This window comes from Novosphingobium fuchskuhlense (genome assembly GCF_001519075.1).
GTDB classification, from domain to species: domain Bacteria; phylum Pseudomonadota; class Alphaproteobacteria; order Sphingomonadales; family Sphingomonadaceae; genus Novosphingobium; species Novosphingobium fuchskuhlense.
Window position 1 is genome coordinate 1097005 of sequence record NZ_KQ954244.1, and the last position, 15488, is coordinate 1112492.

A 15488-nucleotide genomic window follows, 5' to 3' on the forward strand; every position below is an offset into this window, starting at 1 on the left:
CCTCAGCGAGGCGCGGCTGTCTTTTCGGCCTCGGCAATCGCGGCGCGGGTGATCGGCTCCATCACCGCATAGCCCTTGGCGTTGGGATGGATGCCATCGGGTGCGATGTCCGGGCTCATGCCCCCTTCGGCGTTCACCAGCGCACGGTGATAATCGGCGAAGACCGCACCCTTCGCCCGCGCGAGGTCACGCAGCCAGGCATTGAGCAGCACGACTTGCTTCGCCGGGCTGAGCGCAGGCTTCCACGGAAACTTCGCGGCCGGCAGGATGCTGCCCAGCACCACGCCGATGCCATTGGAGCGTGCGATATCGACCATCGCCATCACGTGGTTCTGATACATTTCGGCGCTGTTTGGCCCGGTATTGCCAGCAAGATCATTGGTGCCGATCATGATGTGCACCACGCGCGGGCGCAGCCGCACCACGTCCTGATAGAACCGCACGAGGATCTGCGGGCTCGTCTGCCCACTGATCCCGCGGCCCACCGCGCCGCCCGCAAACAGCGTCGGCGCAAGTCCCACCCAGTTTTCGGTGATAGAGTCGCCGATGAACACGACGCGTGGGTTCCCTGCGAGCTGCATGTCCGCCTGCGCGTACTTGCACTCCCACGCCCAATCGTTGGCTTTCACATAGGGATGGCCGAACCACAGGCCCTTCTGCTCGGGGCATGGCTTGTCCAGCATCCCGTCGCCCGGCACCGTCACGGGCGGGGAAGGCGGGGGCCAGCTCGGCGCCGGGGCAGGCGCTGTCTGGGCAAGCGCAGGCGCTGCCCAGATCGATGCGGCCAGCAGTCCCCACCGCATCAGATGATGCCCACGGCCTTGCCGGCGCGCTCGAACATGCCGGTGATGATGGCCACCTGTTCGGCGGTATGTTCGGCGCAGAGCGAACAGCGCAGGAGGGTCATCCCGGCCGGGGTCGCGGGCGGACGAGCAAGGTTCACATAGAGCCCCTCGCGCAGCAGCGCTTCCCACATCATCGCGCCGCGTTCCAGATCGGGCATGATCACCGCGATGATCGCGCTCTGCGGCTCCGCCGTGCCCAGCTTGAAGCCCAGGTCGGTCAGCGCCTTGTGCAGGGTGCGGGAGTTTTCCCAAAGATGTGTGCGCTTGGCGCCTGCGTGCATCAGCTTGCGGATCGAGGTCGCCGCGGTTGCCACCACGCTCGGCGGCAGGCTCGCGGTGAACACATAGGGGCGGCACACCAGCCGCATGATCTCGAACTTCGGGTGGTTCGAAACGCAGAAGCCGCCCACCGTGCCGACCGACTTCGAGAACGTGCCGATCACGAAATCGACCTGATCCAGCACGCCCTGGTCCTCGGCCACGCCGCGCCCGTTCGGCCCGATGAAGCCCATCGAATGCGCTTCGTCGACCAGCACCATCGCACCGTTTTCCTTGGCGATGCGGATCATTTCCTTAAGCGGCGCGATATCGCCCAGCATCGAATAGACGCCTTCGAGCACGACCAGCTTGCCCGCGCCCTCGGGAATGCGCTTGAGGCGCTTTTCCATCGCTTCGATATCGTTGTGCTTGAAGGGCACGACTTCGGCGTCGCCCATCTTGCAGCCGTCCCAGATCGAGGCGTGGCTGTCGATGTCCAGAACGATGTAGTCGCCCTTGCCCGCGATCGTGCTGATGATGCCAAGGTTGGCCTGGTACCCGGTCGAGAACACCATGGCATGGTCCATGCCGTAGAAGTCCTTGAGCGCCTGTTCCACCGCGCGGTGGCCTGCATAGGTGCCGTTGAGCACGCGGCTGCCGGTGGTGCCGCTGCCGAAATCATCCAGCGCCTGCTTGCCCGCCGCGATCACGTCGGGGTCGAAGGTCATGCCCATGTAGTTGTAGGTGCCGAGCAGGATCGTCTCGCGCCCGCTGCAGATCGCCGTGGTGGGCGAAAGCACCTTTTCCATCACCAGGCTGAACGGATCTGTCACGCCCGTCGCCAGCAGCGAACGGCGCGTCTCGATCAGCGCGTCGAACTTCGAGAACAGGTCGGTTTCCTGCATATCGGTCGGGGTCATGTCGTTCATGGCTTCAGCCCTGCAGTGTGGTCACAGCATCGATCAACTGGCCGTAGGTCTCGATTTCGGCCTGCTGGTTCATGCTGATGATGATGTCGAATTCGTCCTCGATGGCGGCCACGAAATCCATGACCGTGAGGCTGTCCCACTCGAGGTCTCCGGCAAACGAGGTGGTCTCGGTGATGGCGATCCCGTTCTTGTTGAACGGTTCGATCACTTCGGCAATGCGGGCGGCGATAGCGGCGCGATCCATATTATGTGTTCTCCGGCTGTGAGGCGCCCTTGCCTCAAGAATAAGGCTGAAAAGCGGCCAGCCGCGCCGCTTGTCAAGCGCTTGGGCCCTGTGGCATCCCCGATATGTCGCCCTTGCGGGCAATGCGAGATGGGGAGAACGCCCATGGCTGACGTGATTGAGCCGTTCGACCCGGTGAAGGCCACCCCGTCGCCGCTCTCGCCCTCGGGCTATTCGAACCACGCGATCCACCTCGTCCGCACCGCCCAGACGATGAACCTTGCCCTCAGCCAGATGGCCGATTCCAAGGCTTCCATCCTGATGGGCGCGACCTTCGTGGTGTTCACCATCACCATCGGGCAGGCGAAGAACGGACATCTGCCCGCCGCGCTGCTGGTCCTCGCCGCCTTCGCATTTGCTTCGGCGATGTGCGCGGTCATGGCCGTGCTTCCCTCGATCGGGCGCCTGCGGCCGGACGCTTCGGTCCGCCCCAACAAGCTCTTCTTCGGCACCTATACCGCGCTCGATGAGGAGGAATGGACCCGTAGCGTGCTGGAAGACCTCAAGTCCGACGAGGCCGCCTTTCGCCTGATGCTCCACGACATGTACCAGAACGGCCAGGTGCTCCAGCACAAGAAGTACCGCTTCCTGGGCTATGCCTACCGCCTGTTCATGGCGGGCCTCACGCTGACGGTCGTGGTGTTCGTCGGCGAGTATCTGATGGCGCGGGGCTGATCCCCTACACCAGCGCCTTGACCGCCATCATGAACGGCCCGATCGAGACGGGCTTGGCAAGGTAGCCTTCCGCTCCAGCCTCGCGGATGCGTTCCTCGTCGCCCTTGCCGGCATAGGCTGTCACCGCCAGCACCGGTATCATCCTGAGTTCGGGATCGCCCTTGAGGGCCTCGATCAGCTCCAGCCCCGAAATGTTGGGCAGCTGGATATCCATGATGATCAGGTTCGGCACGAATTCCCTAGCGCGAACAAGCACATCGCGTCCATCGGCGAGCGGCTCGACAGCAAACCCGCCGGCCTTGAGCACATCGCAGAACAGCTTGCGGTTGAGGTCGTTGTCCTCGACAACCAGTATTCTTTTTGCCACTGAGCCCCGATATCCTTGCGACGTACTTTCATGCCGTCCTGCAAACCTGCCTAATCACCCCGGAAGGCCCTGACAATCGCCCGCGAAGTTCCCCCGATGCCTGATCCTGCTGCCACGGCGCTGCAGGCGCTCGGCTGGGTGCTGGGCGATGCGCCGCGCGCGGAACGGTTCCTGTCGCTCACCGGCCTCACGCCGGAGGAGCTGCGCACCGGCCTCGGCGATCCGGCGGTGCAGGGCGCGGTGCTCGAATTCCTGTGCGGGCATGAAGCGGATCTGATCGCGGCAGCCGATGCGCTGGGCATGGCCCCGGCCACGCTCGCCGCCACCCGGGAGAGATTGTGATGGCAAGACCGCTGGTGATCAGCGATTGCGATGAAGTGCTGCTGCACATGATCGCGCCCTACAAGGAGTGGCTGGGCGAACAGCACGGCATCGATTTCATCATGGAAAATAGCGATTTCGGCAAGGCCATGCGCTATGCCGGCACGGGTGATGCGGTCCCCCCGGCGGAGATCTGGCGTCTGCTCGGCCTGTTCTTCGATACCGAGATGCACCGCCAGCCGGCGATTGCCGGCGCGGTCGAGGGGATCAATGCGCTGGCCGAGCATGCCGATGTCGTGATCCTCACCAATCTCAACGATGATCGCCGCGAGGCGCGGGCCCGCCAGCTTCAGGATGTCGGCATCCATGCCCGCGTGTTCACCAACCAGGGTCCCAAGGGGCCGGCGCTCAAGGCCATCCTCGACGAATACAAGCCCAGCCGCGCGGTGTTCATCGATGATCTGCCGCAGCACCATGGCTCGGTGATGGAGATCGCGCCCCATGTCGGCCGCCTCCACCTCTGCGGGGAGCCCCTGATCGCGCGCCATATCGATTGCGCCCATGTCAAGGGTCACGCCCATGCCCGTATCGACCAGTGGGAGCACGCGCTGCCCTGGCTTATGGACCGTATCCACGGAGTGAACGACGATGACTGACACCCCCGCCGCACGGCTCGCCGAACTCGGCATCACCCTGCCCACACCCGCCGCACCGGTCGCCGCCTATGTCCCGACGGTCGAGGCGGGCGGCTTCCTCTATGTCTCGGGCCAGGTCTCGTTCGTCGATGGCACGCTGGTCAAGGGCCGGCTCGGCGATGATCTCTCGGTCGAACAGGGCTACGCGGCCGCTCGCGGCTGCGGCCTCATGCTCCTGGCGCAGGCAGAGGCCGCGCTCGGATCGCTCGACCGTATCGCCCGCGTTGTGAAGCTCGGTGCGTTCGTTACCTCGACCCCCGATTTCGCCGATCAGCCCAAGGTCGCCAATGGCGCTTCGGAACTCATGGTCGCCGTGTTCGGTGATGCCGGCAAGCACAGCCGCAGCGCGGTCGGCGTGCCTTCGCTTCCCCTCGGCTGCGCAGTGGAAATCGATGCTGTATTTGCTCTCCATCCTGCTTGACCGCCTGCTTGCGCCGCCGCCCCAGGCCAGCAAGGTGGCCTGGCTCAAGGGCGTCACTTATGCGCACCGGGGCCTCCACGGAGCCGGGCCAGAAGGCAAGGTTCGGCCCGAAAATGCGATGTCGGCCTTCGCCGCCGCGATCGAGGCCGGCTTCGGCATCGAATGCGATGTCCAGCGCAGCAGCGATGGGCAGGCCATGGTCTTCCACGATTGGGAACTCGACAGGCTGACCGCCGAAACCGGGCTCGTGATCGAGCGCAGTGCGGCCAAGCTCGCCCAGATCAGGATCATCGGCAATGATGAGGACACGATCCCGAGCTTGCGCCAGTTGCTCGATCTCGTCGCGGGCCGCGTGCCGCTGCTGATCGAGGTCAAGACCAGGCCTTCCACGCGCATCCCGGCGATCTGCCTGGCCGTGCGGCGGATGCTCGAAGGCTATCGCGGCCCCGTCGCGGTGATGAGCTTCGATCCGCGCGTCTCGCGCTGGTTTGCGCGCCATTCCAGTCACATCGTCCGGGGCCTCGTCATGAGCGAGGAAGGCAGCCGAACGCTCTTCGCACGCACCCGCCGCCACATGATGCTGTGGCGCGCCCAGCCCGATTTCCTCGCCTACGATATCACCGACATGCCCAGCCGCTTCGCGGGCTCGCAGCAGAGGCGCGGCTTTCCGGTGCTGACATGGACGGTCGACACGCCCGATCTCCTGGAGCGCGCGCTCAAGCACGGCGATGGCCCGATCGCGGAGGGGGCGGGGATCACGAAAGCAGCCCGCTCGTGAACGTCACCGCGCGCGTCCACCACGCTGTCGGCGAAATTCCCGCCGAAGAGTGGGACGCGTTCGCAGGATCAGGCAATCCCTTCACCAGCCATGCCTTCCTTACCCTGCTCGAGGAATCGGGCAGCGTCGGTGGGCGCAGCGGCTGGTCGCCCCTGCCACTGGTGATCGAAGATGCCGCCGGTGTCGCTGCCGCCGCGCTTCCGGCCTACCTCAAGGGCCACAGCCAGGGCGAATATGTCTTCGATCACAGCTGGGCCGATGCCTGGCACCGCGCCGGCGGGCAGTATTACCCCAAGCTCCAGATCAGCGTACCCTTCACCCCCGCCACCGGTCCGCGCCTGCTGACGGGCGAGCACCCGGCGCTCGGCGTGCCGCTGCTGCGCGTGGCGGAACAGATCTGCGAGCAGAACAATCTCTCCTCCGCCCACGCCACCTTCATCGAGCCCGAGCAGCTCCCGGCGTTTCAGGATGCTGGCTGGCTGCTGCGCACCGATACCCAGTTTCACTGGGACAACGAGGGCTACGCCAGCTTCGACGATTTTCTGGGCCAGCTTTCCTCGGAAAAACGCAAGAACCTGCGTAAGGAGCGGGCGAAAGCTCAGGACGGGGTGGAGATCCGCCAGCTTACCGGCGCGGCCATCCTGCCCGAACATTGGGACGCCTTCTGGGTATTTTATCAGGATACCGGCGCGCGCAAGTGGGGCCGGCCCTATCTGACGCGCGAGGCCTTCACCCTGATGGGCGAGCGCATGGCAGACCGCATCCTGCTGGTCATGGCCTTCATCGGCGACCAGCCCATCGCGGGGGCGCTCAATTTCATCGGGTCAGAAGTGCTCTACGGGCGCTACTGGGGGGCGGTCGTCGGCAAGCCCTTCCTGCATTTCGAGCTGTGCTATTATCAGGCGATCGATGCCGCGATCGCCTTGGGCCTGAAGCGTGTCGAGGCAGGCGCGCAAGGCCAGCACAAGCTGGCGCGGGGCTACAAGCCTGTGCCGACCTGGTCGGCGCATTACATCACCGATCCCGGTTTCCGAGAGGCCGTTGCCGATTTCCTTGAACGCGAACGCCGCGGCGTGGCGCAGGAACAGATGTGGCTGGGCGAACGTACCCCGTTCAGGAAGGGTTGAAATTTTCAGGTCCTCCCCGTTTTGCCGAAGGCACACATGGGGAGGTGGCAGTCCGAGAGGACTGACGGAGGGGTAAACTCTTTGGACCTCAGGCTGCGCGGCTGTCGGTGCGCACCATGCGCAGCCACTCGCGGGCGCGGCGCTGGGCTTCGGCGATCTCGCGCGCAGTCATGTCGTCCGAAACTTCGGCGCGGCAGGTCGCGGCTTCGTCGTGACCGCCCACAGCGGCAAGGTTGAACCACTTGTGGGCCTCGATCAGGTCGCACGGTGCACCATGGCTGCCGGTCGAATAGGCAACGCCGAGGTCGAACAGCGCGTCCATGTCTCCCGCCGCGGCGGCGGCAAGGCACGTGGCGACGAGCATGTCGGCGGCCGCATTTTCGCTTGCGCCGGTTAAAGCCTCGGTCTCGGAGACCAGCTTGATCCAAGTCTGAGCCATAAACGTTTCCCCTGTCCTCCCGGGCCGTGATCCACTCTGGCCGGGCAAGCACAAAGTCACCAAGTTTGGTCAACAAATGGTTAACGGCGAAAAAAAGGGCCTAAGCGATGGGGCTGGCCACAAGTTCGCGCCATGCCAGAGGAAATCCTTGTGCGGATTCCGGCACTTGCCTATAGGCGCGCAAACCGAGAGCCTCGCCTGCCCGGCAACGGGTACCGCGGTGCCTGGGGGTCGCAAGAGCAGCAGCTTGGAGGGCCGGATGGCTGGGGTTTTGAGTGACGAGATCGACGTTCTTGCCAAGGCACGCCGGGCCATGCCCGGTGACTACCTCCCTTCTGACGACGAACCCTACATGAACGAGGCGCAGCAGGATTATTTCCGGCGCCTGCTGCTTGAATGGAAGAAGTCGATCCTGTCCGCCTCGGCCGGCACGCTGTCCGCCTTGCAGGATGGCCCGATCCGCGAGCCTGATCTCAACGACCGCGCCTCGAGCGAGACCGAATGGGGCATCGAACTGCGCACGCGTGACCGTCAGCGCAAGCTGATTGCCAAGATCGATTCCGCGATGCGCCGCATTGATGAAGGCGAATATGGTTACTGCGAAGTCACGGGCGAACCGATCGGCCTCGGCCGCCTGATCGCCCGTCCGATCGCGACGATGACGGTCGAGGCACAGGAAGCGCACGAACGGCGCGAGAAAATCTCGCGTGACATGTAGGACCGGTGCCGGCGCAACACCTTGCGCCGGTGGTGTCCCGCTCCGGCACAGCCTCGGTATTTTCTGGTAAACGCGGCGGCGATTTAAGATTTCGTTAGCCAGCCTCGCTTAGCAATCTGCGAGGAAGTCCTGCGACTTTCCCCAATGTGTCCGGCGCGGCTGTTCCGCCCGGTACGCGAGGGCCTTTTTGAGCAGATGAGACGGAAACCGGTCGTGACTGAACTCGATCATCGGCAAGTAGGGCGTGACAGCCTCTTTCTCATGGCAGACGTGCGTCTGGCCGGGGCCGGAGACGAGCACCGTGTCAAGGTGCGCAACCTTTCGGGCGGCGGTATGATGGCCGAAGGCCACGTCAAGGTGACCCGCGGCGCCAAGCTCGAGATCAATCTGCGCAATATCGGCTGGGTGGAGGGCGTCGTTGCCTGGATCCAGGAAAATCGCTTCGGCATCGCTTTCCTTGAGGATATCGATCCCAAACTCGCGCGTGAGCCGGTCATGGCCAAGGTCGACAGCACGCCGCGCTTTGTAAAACCGGTTCTCGCCACGATCGATCCCGCGCGTCTGCGCAAGATCTGAATCCGTAAAAAATCTGATGATTGACCGGGGGCGATGCCCTTCCGGCGCTGACCTGCGTGCGCCTGCGTGCTAGCACTCGGTAGCAATGGTCCGTGCTTCTCGCCTTTCCGTGGCCGCCACCCTGGCACTTGCCGGACTCGGCGCCCTGCTGCTCGGAGTTTCGGCATGCGGGCGGCGCAGCGGCGGACCGCTGCCCATCGCGCTGATCGGTGATCGCACCGCGCTCGATGTCGGCTGCGTGCGCCTCTCTCCCGCGGCGCGCACGTTGCGCGGCGCGACGGTCGAGGGCCTCGTCGCGTTTGATGCCGAGGGGCATATCGTGCCCGCCCTCGCGGATCGCTGGATCATCACCGACGATGGGCAAAGCTATATCTTCCGCTTGCGCGAAGGCACCTGGCCGGGCGGCTCGCGGATCACGGGCGAAACCGCCGCCGCAGTGCTGCGCACCGCGTTGGCCCAGCTCAAGGGCACGCCGCTCGGCCTTGATCTGGCGGCGATAGCGCAAATCCGGGTCATGGCTGATCGCGTCATCGAGATCGATCTGGCCGGCCCGGTGCCCGATCTGCTCACGCTGCTGGCACAGCCGGAACTCGGATTGCCCTATGCGCGGCGCGGCGCGGGACCGATGGCGCTGGGCCGGCGCGGCGCGTCTACGGAACTGACGATGATTCCGCCGGAAAAGCGCGGCCTCGTGCCTGAAGAGGGCTTTTCGGGGCACGTCCGCCCGCTTGTGGTCGATCTCCTGCCGGCGGCGAAGGCGGTCCAGCGCTTCAACGATGGCACGGCGGATCTTGTGCTTGGCGGGCGGGTCGATTCGTTCCCGCTGGCCCAGGAAGCCGCCCTTGCACGCGGCAATGTCCAGCTCGATCCCGTCATCGGCCTGTTCGGCCTTCTGGTCGAAACCGAAAACGGCTTCCTTGCCGAGGCGCCCAACCGCGAGGCACTGGCACTCGCGATCGACCGCGATGCGATTATCGCGGCGTTCAACATCGGCGGCTGGCAGCCCACTACCCGCATCGTCTCCGCCGGGGTGGAAGGTGATGCCGGAACCGTTGGCGAGCGCTGGGTCGGCGTCGCGCCAGAGCAGCGCCGCGCGCTCGCGGCCGAGCGGGTCACGCGCTACATGGCCAGCGGCAAGCCGGCCCCGCTCCTGCGGATTGCTGCGCCCGGTGGCCCCGGCACGCGCCGGGTGATCGATCGGCTTGCCACCGATTTCAAGGCCATCGGGATCGTCGTGGTGCAGGTGGGAGAGGACACGCCTGCCGACCTGCGCCTGCTCGATGCGACGGCGCGCTATGGCCGTGCCAGCTGGTTCCTAAACCAGCTGGCCTGCTCAGTTCACAAACCGGCCTGCAATATCGCGGGAGATCAGCTGCTGGCCCAGGCCCGCCAGACCGCCGACCTGCGCGAACGCGCGCGGCTCCTCGGCGAAGCGGAGGCAGAGATCACCGCCGCCAATCCCTATATCCCCATCGCGCGACCGCTGCGCTGGTCGCTGGTGCGCGCAGGCGTCACCGGCTTCGCGCCCAATCCGTGGGGCTGGCACCCGCTCCCGCCTATGGCGTTGCTGCCGAAGTAGGCCGCAACCCTCAGAAGTCGATTGCAATCCCGTTCTTCTCCCAGTCGCCGAACCGCGTGGGATCGAGCCCGTCGGGATCGTCACGCTGCTGGGCTGGAGCCGGAGCGGGGGCAGGGTCGTTCGTCCAGTGCGCGGGCCGGGTAAAGCCTGCGGGGCGCTGGGTCGCGCGGGAAATCGGCTTGTCCATGCCGCGTGACTGCCCAAGTCCGCGCGCAAGCGCAATTGCCAAGATGGGCACCACGCGCGATAGGCTGGCCCATGGCCCGTTCTTCCCCCGCCGCCGAAGAGGATATTCCCGGCGTCCCCGCCCGCCGCGCCGCGCTGCGCCTGCTCGATGCCGTGCTGCGCCGGGGCGATCCTCTTGATCAGGCCGCTCCGCCGGTCTTGCGCGGCATCGAACGTGGTGATGACCGCGCCCTCGCACTCGCCATAGCCCACGAGGCGCTGCGCTGGATGCCCGATCTCGACCGCCTGATCGACAGTGCCACCCGCCAGCCGCTTCCCGATGATGCCAAGGCCCGCAGCGTGCTGCGGCTCATGCTCGCGCAGGCGCTGCGTCTTGGCCTGCCGCCCCATGCGGTGATCGCGACAGGGCTGCCGCTGCTGGTTGGTGGGCCGCGCCGCCTCGCCCACGGCGTTTTCTCGGCTGTGCTGCGCGGTGATGGCTTGCCGGAGGCGCCCACGCTTCCGCACGCCGTTCATGATCGCTGGAGCGCAGCCTGGCCGGGCCGCGTCGATGCGATCGCCGCCGGCCTCGCCGTCCCGCCGCCGCTTGATCTCAGCTTGCGCGATGCGGCCCGAACCGCCGAATGGGCGGACCGGCTTGGCGGCGTTTCACTGGCCCCGGGCCATGTTCGCCTTGCCCGCTCCGGGCCGATCGAACAGATCGAAGGCTTCGCCGAAGGCGCATGGTGGGTGCAGGATCTCGCCGCCACGGTCCCGGCCCGTCTGCTCGGACCGGGTGAGGGCCGCCGCGTCCTCGATCTCTGCGCTGCGCCCGGCGGCAAGACGATGCAGCTCGCGGCTGCTGGCTGGCAGGTCACCGTGCTCGACAAGTCCGCCCGTCGCCTCGAGCGCCTCGGCGAAAACGTCGCGCGCATCGGTCTTGCGGTCGATGTCGTTGTTGCCGATGCCATGCAGTGGCGCCCGGCCGAGCTCTACGATGCCGTGCTGATCGATGCGCCGTGCAGCGCCAGCGGCACCTGCCGCCGCCATCCGGACGTGCTCCACCGCCTTGTCGACCAGTCCGGCCTCGAAGACCTCCAGCGCGGGCTCCTCGAACGCGCCTCGGGCGCGCTGCGCGCCGATGGGCGGCTCGTCTATGCGGTCTGCTCGCTGGAGCCGGGCGAGGGTGAAGCCCAGGCCGCCTGGGTCAAGGCGCTCGGTCCTGTCCCGATTACTCCCAACCAGCTTCCCGACGGAATCGCGCCGACGCCCGAAGGCTGGTTTCGCAGCGATCCCGGCATGCTGGCCGAGGCGGGCGGCATTGACGGCTTCTTTGCCGCCATGTGGGAGAAATAGGGCGGGTATTGGGAACAGTTCCCAATGGCCGCACCCGCATCCCCGACCCCGCTCATCCCGAGCATGGCCAGGGTTGCAGGCGCAAGCGGCCCTGTGCTTACCCCTTCACCTTGGCCGCAAAGCTCTTCCTGAGCTTCTGCAGCTTGGGCGGGATCACCGCGAGGCAATAGGAATTGCGCTGGCCTTCGCCCTGCCAATATTCCTGATGGTAATCTTCTGCCGGATACCAGGTCGGCATGGCGCCATTCTCGTCCTCGATCACCGTCACCACCGGTTTGGTGCTGGCCGCCTGCGCGCGCGCGATCGCGGCTTCCATAGCTGCCCGCTGCTCGGCATCGGCAGGAAACAACGCCGAGCGGTACTGCGTGCCGATATCGTTGCCCTGCCGGTTCAGCGTCGTGGGATCGTGTGTTGCAAAGTGGATGTCGAGCAGATCGTCCAGCGAAAGCAGCGCGGGATCATACGTCACGCGGATCGCCTCGGCGTGCCCGGTCGTCCCGCTGCACACCTGCTTGTAGGTCGGGTTCACCGTGGACCCGCCGATGTAGCCGCTCTCCACGGCGGTCACGCCCACCACGTCGCGAAACACCGCCTCGGTGCACCAGAAGCACCCGCCCGCCATGATTGCCTGCGCCATTCACTTGTTCCTTGCTTCCCGGGGGAATCCCCCCGATGTCGTGCCCAATGGGCTGTGGGGCGAGATAGGAACGAACGACCCGGTTGTCATCGCCTCCTGCCCGCTTAGGCTACCATTTGCTCGATTCGCCTTCGGAGTTACCCCATGCGCCCAGCTGCCCTTCGACCCGCCCTGCTCGCCGCCGTCCTGCTCGCCGCCGTGGCCGCTGTCCCCGCTGCGCTTCATGCGGCACCGGAAGGCCCCGTTGCCGCCGCGGCCGATCCCGCCATGGCCAAGGCCCTCGCCGATCCCCGCCGCGACAAGGACCGCGTCCGCGATGCCTATCGCCACCCTGCCGAAACGCTGGCCTTCTTCCGCATCAAGCCGGGCATGACCGTGGCGGACTACATGCCGTCTTCGGGCTGGTACACGCGCATCCTCGTCCCCTACCTGGGCGACAAGGGCACCTATATCGGCCTCACCGCGGGCTCTGCCACCGCCAGCGCCGAAACCAAGGCCCGCCTTCAGGCGTTCCCCGCGTCCTTCCCCGCAAAGGCGGCCGCATGGACCGGCGTCCCTGAGGCGCGCATCCCCGCCTACACGCTCGATGCCATCCCCGCCGAGCGCAAGGGCACGGTCGACCGCGTGATGATCATGCGCGAAGTCCACAACATGTGGCCGGACAATCTGCTCTACAACGATCTCGCCGCGATTCGCAGCCTGCTCAAGGACGATGGGCTCCTCGGGATCGAGGAACACCGCGCGCGTCCCGATGCCCCCGCTTCCTACACCCTTGGCACGATGGGCTACATGCGTGAGGCCGATGTCATCGCGCTCATCGAAGCCCACGGCTTCAAGCTGGTCGGCAAGAGCGAGATCAACGCCAACCCGAAGGACACCGCGAACTGGCCCGACGGTGTCTGGACGCTGCCCCCGGTCCTCACCCTCAAGGACAAGGATCGCGCCAGATACGAAGCGATCGGCGAAAGCGACCGCATGACGCTGCTCTTCGCCAAGCGGCCCTGAAGCAGTTTCTGCCCACCCTCAACCGTTCGTCATTCCCGCCTTCGCGGGAAGGACGAAGGTCTGATGTGTCTGTCATCGCATCCCCTTTGACATTCCCCCCCGGAACCACCAATTCCCCCGCATGACCCAGCTCACCGTCGCCGCCCTCCAGCTCGCCCTGAACGCGCCCGACGCGCCGACCAACATCGCCGCCGTCAGCGCGCTGGTCGAGGCGGCGGCAGGGCAGGGCGCGCAAGTCGTGCTCCCGCCCGAACTCTTTGCAGGGCCCTATTTCTGCACGGTAGAGGACGAGGCCCTCTTCGCCCTCGCGCATCCGCTCGCCGAAGACCCTTCGGTCAAGGCCATGCAGGCGCTCGCCCGCACCCTGCGGATCGCCATCCCTACCAGCTTCTTCGAGCGCGAGGGGCATCACTACTACAACACCCTCGCCATGATCGGGCCGGAAGGCGAGATCATGGGAACCTACCGCAAGAGCCATATCCCGGACGGCCCGGGCTATGAGGAGAAGTACTATTTCCGCCCCGGCAACACCGGCTTCAAGGTATGGGATGTCTTCGGCACGCGCATCGGCGTCGGCGTTTGCTGGGATCAGTGGTACCCCGAATGCGCGCGCGCGATGGCGCTGATGGGCGCCGAGGTGCTGTTCTACCCCACCGCCATCGGCAGTGAGCCCTATGATCCCGACCTCGATACCAGCCGCGTCTGGCGCCGCGCGATGATCGGCCATGCCGTGTCGAACTGCATGCCTGTCATCGCGGCAAACCGCATAGGCAGCGAAGGTGTCCAGGGAACGCCTCCGCAGCGCTTTTACGGCAACAGCTTCATCGCCGATCAGTGGGGCGATTTGCTCGCCGAATACGGCGCGGAGGAAACCGGCATGCTTTTCGCGGCGCTCGATCTCGCCGAAGCCGCCCGCCACCGCGCCGGCATGGGTTTCTTCCGCGATCGCCGCCCGCAGCTCTACACCCGCCTTGCCGAAGATATCTGAACCGGCTTCCGGCGAGGGGTGGGGCTACCTGATCGCGCTCGGCTCCAACCAGCGCCATCCGCGCCACGGCTCACCGCCACAGGTCCTGCGTGCCGCGCTCGCCGCCATGGCGGGGGAGGGGCTCGTGATCGCGGCCATGTCGCCTGTCATCGCCAGTGCCCCTGTCGGCCCCTCGCGCCGACGCTATGCCAATGCCGCCGCCCGGATCGCCACCCCGCTCGATCCCCCCGCGCTCCTGGCCCTGCTGCAATCGCTCGAAACCCGCTTCGGCCGTGTCCGCCGCGGGGCACGCTGGGGGGCCCGCACGCTCGATCTCGACGTGATCCTGTGGAGTGGTGGTCCGTGGTCCAGCAAGACCCTCACCATCCCGCACCCCCGCATCCGGGAGCGTCCTTTCGTGCTCGGTCCCGCCGCCGCGGTCGCGCCGGGCTGGCGCGATCCTTCGGACACCTGCACCATCCGCCACCTCCACGCCCGCTTGACCCGGCCCCGCCCCATCCGTAGGGCGAAGCCTCACCGCCTGCGTGTGGGCCCTTAGCTCAGTCGGTAGAGCAACTGACTTTTAATCAGTAGGTCGCTGGTTCGAACCCAGCAGGGCTCACCATTTTTGATTACGATATCAAATATTTGAGCGAACCGAATTGCAGGACGGTGTCGCTTCAACTGCGACTAGGTAGCTTCCTAGGTAGCTAGGTGTTTAAGCTAGGTCCCCTTCGCTGTTTTCATCAGGCAGCGGACATTGCACTGATGGATCGACTGACAGCTCAGGTTCTGCTGGCGATCGAGGAACGCGACTCGGCGCCCCTCACTCGGACCTGACAGCCAAAGCACCTGCTTCAACCACAGATGTTGCAGCGGCCTATGCGCAGCGCAGACGTGCGTAAGTGCGTGCAACTTGCCGTGGTTCTGCCGTTCCCTATCTGCTGCCGGTAGGTCCGACTGCAGACAGGAAACGACATGGGGTGTCTCCCCTCTCGGGATCAAAACCGAGGAACTGGGCCTTGCTCGGCGATGATGCGGCTATTTCTTCACCGCGTCGCGCGCGGCATCCTTCAGGCGGCCGGCTGCCTTTTGGACTTTGCCGAGCACCTGGTCGGTTTCTCCCTCGACAACCAGTTTCGTATTGCCGGTAGCCTTCCCGACGCCTTCCTTGATGATGCCCTTGGCCTGTTCGAGCGACCCGGCGATTCTGTCCTTGTCCATGGCATGAACTCCCAAGCCTGACCGCGAAATGCTGGTCCGACGAGGCGGGATAGGCCTTGCGACGGGGACCGCACGGGTCGGAAACTACCCAGTCCGGCCCAAATCGGCGGGACACAGCCGGCG

At 65.8% G+C, this 15488-nt stretch carries 21 protein-coding genes and 1 tRNA gene; 14 read left to right on the forward strand and 8 right to left on the reverse strand.

Going from position 1 to position 15488, the window contains the following annotated elements; translation table 11 throughout:
• Positions 1-2 precede the first annotated feature (2 nt).
• Genes AQZ52_RS04975 through AQZ52_RS04985 form a run of 3 tightly spaced genes read right to left on the reverse strand, consistent with a single transcriptional unit; the run spans position 3 to position 2276 of the window.
• Positions 3-803 carry a GDSL-type esterase/lipase family protein gene (locus tag AQZ52_RS04975; protein ID WP_067906926.1) on the reverse strand — a complete coding sequence of 267 codons (801 nt, stop codon included), beginning with the start codon at positions 801-803 and terminating at the stop codon, positions 3-5.
• On the reverse strand, positions 803-2032 hold the full coding sequence (gene spt, locus AQZ52_RS04980; protein WP_067906928.1) for a serine palmitoyltransferase: 1230 nt from the start codon (positions 2030-2032) through the stop codon (positions 803-805). Before spt ends, AQZ52_RS04975 begins: the two co-directional genes overlap by 1 nt.
• Before the next feature lie 4 nt (positions 2033-2036).
• Positions 2037-2276 carry an acyl carrier protein gene (locus AQZ52_RS04985; RefSeq protein WP_067906930.1) on the reverse strand — a complete coding sequence of 80 codons (240 nt, stop codon included), beginning with the start codon at positions 2274-2276 and terminating at the stop codon, positions 2037-2039.
• A 144-nt stretch (positions 2277-2420) separates the two neighbouring features.
• Between AQZ52_RS04985 and AQZ52_RS04990 the strand changes: the two genes are divergently transcribed.
• Positions 2421-2990, forward strand: coding sequence for a Pycsar system effector family protein (locus AQZ52_RS04990; RefSeq protein WP_067906932.1), 570 nt, complete (start codon positions 2421-2423; stop codon positions 2988-2990).
• Between the two features lie 4 nt (positions 2991-2994).
• On the opposite strand, the gene AQZ52_RS04995 is transcribed toward AQZ52_RS04990, so the two are convergent.
• Positions 2995-3357 carry a response regulator gene (locus AQZ52_RS04995; protein WP_067906934.1) on the reverse strand — a complete coding sequence of 121 codons (363 nt, stop codon included), beginning with the start codon at positions 3355-3357 and terminating at the stop codon, positions 2995-2997.
• A gap of 96 nt (positions 3358-3453) precedes the next feature.
• Between AQZ52_RS04995 and AQZ52_RS05000 the strand changes: the two genes are divergently transcribed.
• Genes AQZ52_RS05000 through AQZ52_RS05020 form a run of 5 tightly spaced genes read left to right on the forward strand, consistent with a single transcriptional unit; the run spans position 3454 to position 6699 of the window.
• The gene (locus tag AQZ52_RS05000) at positions 3454-3699 is read left to right on the forward strand and encodes a DUF3572 family protein (protein WP_067906936.1); all 246 of its coding nucleotides are present in this window, start codon (positions 3454-3456) and stop codon (positions 3697-3699) included.
• The gene (locus AQZ52_RS05005) at positions 3699-4334 is read left to right on the forward strand and encodes a hypothetical protein (protein WP_067906938.1); all 636 of its coding nucleotides are present in this window, start codon (positions 3699-3701) and stop codon (positions 4332-4334) included. Before AQZ52_RS05000 ends, AQZ52_RS05005 begins: the two co-directional genes overlap by 1 nt.
• Positions 4327-4794, forward strand: coding sequence for a RidA family protein (locus AQZ52_RS05010; RefSeq protein WP_067906940.1), 468 nt, complete (start codon positions 4327-4329; stop codon positions 4792-4794). Before AQZ52_RS05005 ends, AQZ52_RS05010 begins: the two co-directional genes overlap by 8 nt.
• A complete protein-coding gene (locus tag AQZ52_RS05015) occupies positions 4766-5572 on the forward strand; it encodes a glycerophosphodiester phosphodiesterase family protein (RefSeq protein ID WP_067906942.1) in 807 nt (268 codons plus the stop codon). The genes AQZ52_RS05010 and AQZ52_RS05015 overlap by 29 nt, the downstream gene beginning before the upstream one ends.
• On the forward strand, positions 5569-6699 hold the full coding sequence (locus tag AQZ52_RS05020) for a GNAT family N-acetyltransferase (RefSeq protein ID WP_067906944.1): 1131 nt from the start codon (positions 5569-5571) through the stop codon (positions 6697-6699). Before AQZ52_RS05015 ends, AQZ52_RS05020 begins: the two co-directional genes overlap by 4 nt.
• An 88-nt stretch (positions 6700-6787) precedes the next feature.
• Here AQZ52_RS05020 and AQZ52_RS05025 read toward each other — a convergent pair whose 3' ends face one another.
• Positions 6788-7138, reverse strand: coding sequence for an SEL1-like repeat protein (locus tag AQZ52_RS05025; protein WP_067906946.1), 351 nt, complete (start codon positions 7136-7138; stop codon positions 6788-6790).
• 259 nt (positions 7139-7397) lie between these two features.
• Between AQZ52_RS05025 and dksA the strand changes: the two genes are divergently transcribed.
• From dksA to AQZ52_RS05040, 3 genes are all read left to right on the forward strand, one after another.
• Entirely contained in the window at positions 7398-7856 is a 459-nt protein-coding gene (gene dksA, locus AQZ52_RS05030) for an RNA polymerase-binding protein DksA (protein ID WP_067906948.1), read from the forward strand.
• A gap of 213 nt (positions 7857-8069) precedes the next feature.
• Positions 8070-8432 carry a PilZ domain-containing protein gene (locus AQZ52_RS05035; protein WP_205626413.1) on the forward strand — a complete coding sequence of 121 codons (363 nt, stop codon included), beginning with the start codon at positions 8070-8072 and terminating at the stop codon, positions 8430-8432.
• 85 nt (positions 8433-8517) lie between these two features.
• The gene (locus tag AQZ52_RS05040) at positions 8518-10011 is read left to right on the forward strand and encodes an ABC transporter substrate-binding protein (RefSeq protein WP_067906950.1); all 1494 of its coding nucleotides are present in this window, start codon (positions 8518-8520) and stop codon (positions 10009-10011) included.
• Positions 10012-10021: 10 nt separating this feature from the next.
• Here the strand turns inward: AQZ52_RS05040 and AQZ52_RS18080 are convergent, their stop codons facing one another.
• The gene (locus AQZ52_RS18080) at positions 10022-10240 is read right to left on the reverse strand and encodes a DUF1674 domain-containing protein (RefSeq protein ID WP_338045479.1); all 219 of its coding nucleotides are present in this window, start codon (positions 10238-10240) and stop codon (positions 10022-10024) included.
• Between the two features lie 29 nt (positions 10241-10269).
• Between AQZ52_RS18080 and AQZ52_RS05045 the strand changes: the two genes are divergently transcribed.
• Positions 10270-11532, forward strand: a complete 1263-nt coding sequence (locus AQZ52_RS05045; protein ID WP_067906952.1) for an RsmB/NOP family class I SAM-dependent RNA methyltransferase — start codon at positions 10270-10272, stop codon at positions 11530-11532.
• A 97-nt stretch (positions 11533-11629) separates the two neighbouring features.
• On the opposite strand, the gene msrA is transcribed toward AQZ52_RS05045, so the two are convergent.
• The gene (gene msrA / locus AQZ52_RS05050; RefSeq protein ID WP_067906954.1) at positions 11630-12169 is read right to left on the reverse strand and encodes a peptide-methionine (S)-S-oxide reductase MsrA; all 540 of its coding nucleotides are present in this window, start codon (positions 12167-12169) and stop codon (positions 11630-11632) included.
• Positions 12170-12313: 144 nt separating this feature from the next.
• On the opposite strand from msrA, the gene AQZ52_RS05055 reads away from it, so the two are divergent.
• The 4 genes from AQZ52_RS05055 to AQZ52_RS05070 all read left to right on the forward strand — a co-directional run bounded on the left by AQZ52_RS05055 (position 12314) and on the right by AQZ52_RS05070 (position 14766).
• Complete coding sequence (locus AQZ52_RS05055; protein ID WP_067906957.1) at positions 12314-13174, forward strand: class I SAM-dependent methyltransferase; 861 nt, start codon at positions 12314-12316, stop codon at positions 13172-13174.
• Positions 13175-13295: 121 nt separating this feature from the next.
• A complete protein-coding gene (aguB, locus tag AQZ52_RS05060; RefSeq protein ID WP_067906958.1) occupies positions 13296-14162 on the forward strand; it encodes an N-carbamoylputrescine amidase in 867 nt (288 codons plus the stop codon).
• On the forward strand, positions 14146-14700 hold the full coding sequence (folK, locus tag AQZ52_RS05065; protein WP_240481453.1) for a 2-amino-4-hydroxy-6-hydroxymethyldihydropteridine diphosphokinase: 555 nt from the start codon (positions 14146-14148) through the stop codon (positions 14698-14700). The genes aguB and folK overlap by 17 nt, the downstream gene beginning before the upstream one ends.
• A tRNA-Lys gene (locus tag AQZ52_RS05070) sits at positions 14691-14766 on the forward strand. The genes folK and AQZ52_RS05070 overlap by 10 nt, the downstream gene beginning before the upstream one ends.
• Positions 14767-15182: 416 nt before the next feature.
• On the opposite strand, the gene AQZ52_RS05075 is transcribed toward AQZ52_RS05070, so the two are convergent.
• The gene (locus AQZ52_RS05075; protein WP_067906960.1) at positions 15183-15365 is read right to left on the reverse strand and encodes a CsbD family protein; all 183 of its coding nucleotides are present in this window, start codon (positions 15363-15365) and stop codon (positions 15183-15185) included.
• Positions 15366-15488 lie beyond the last annotated feature (123 nt).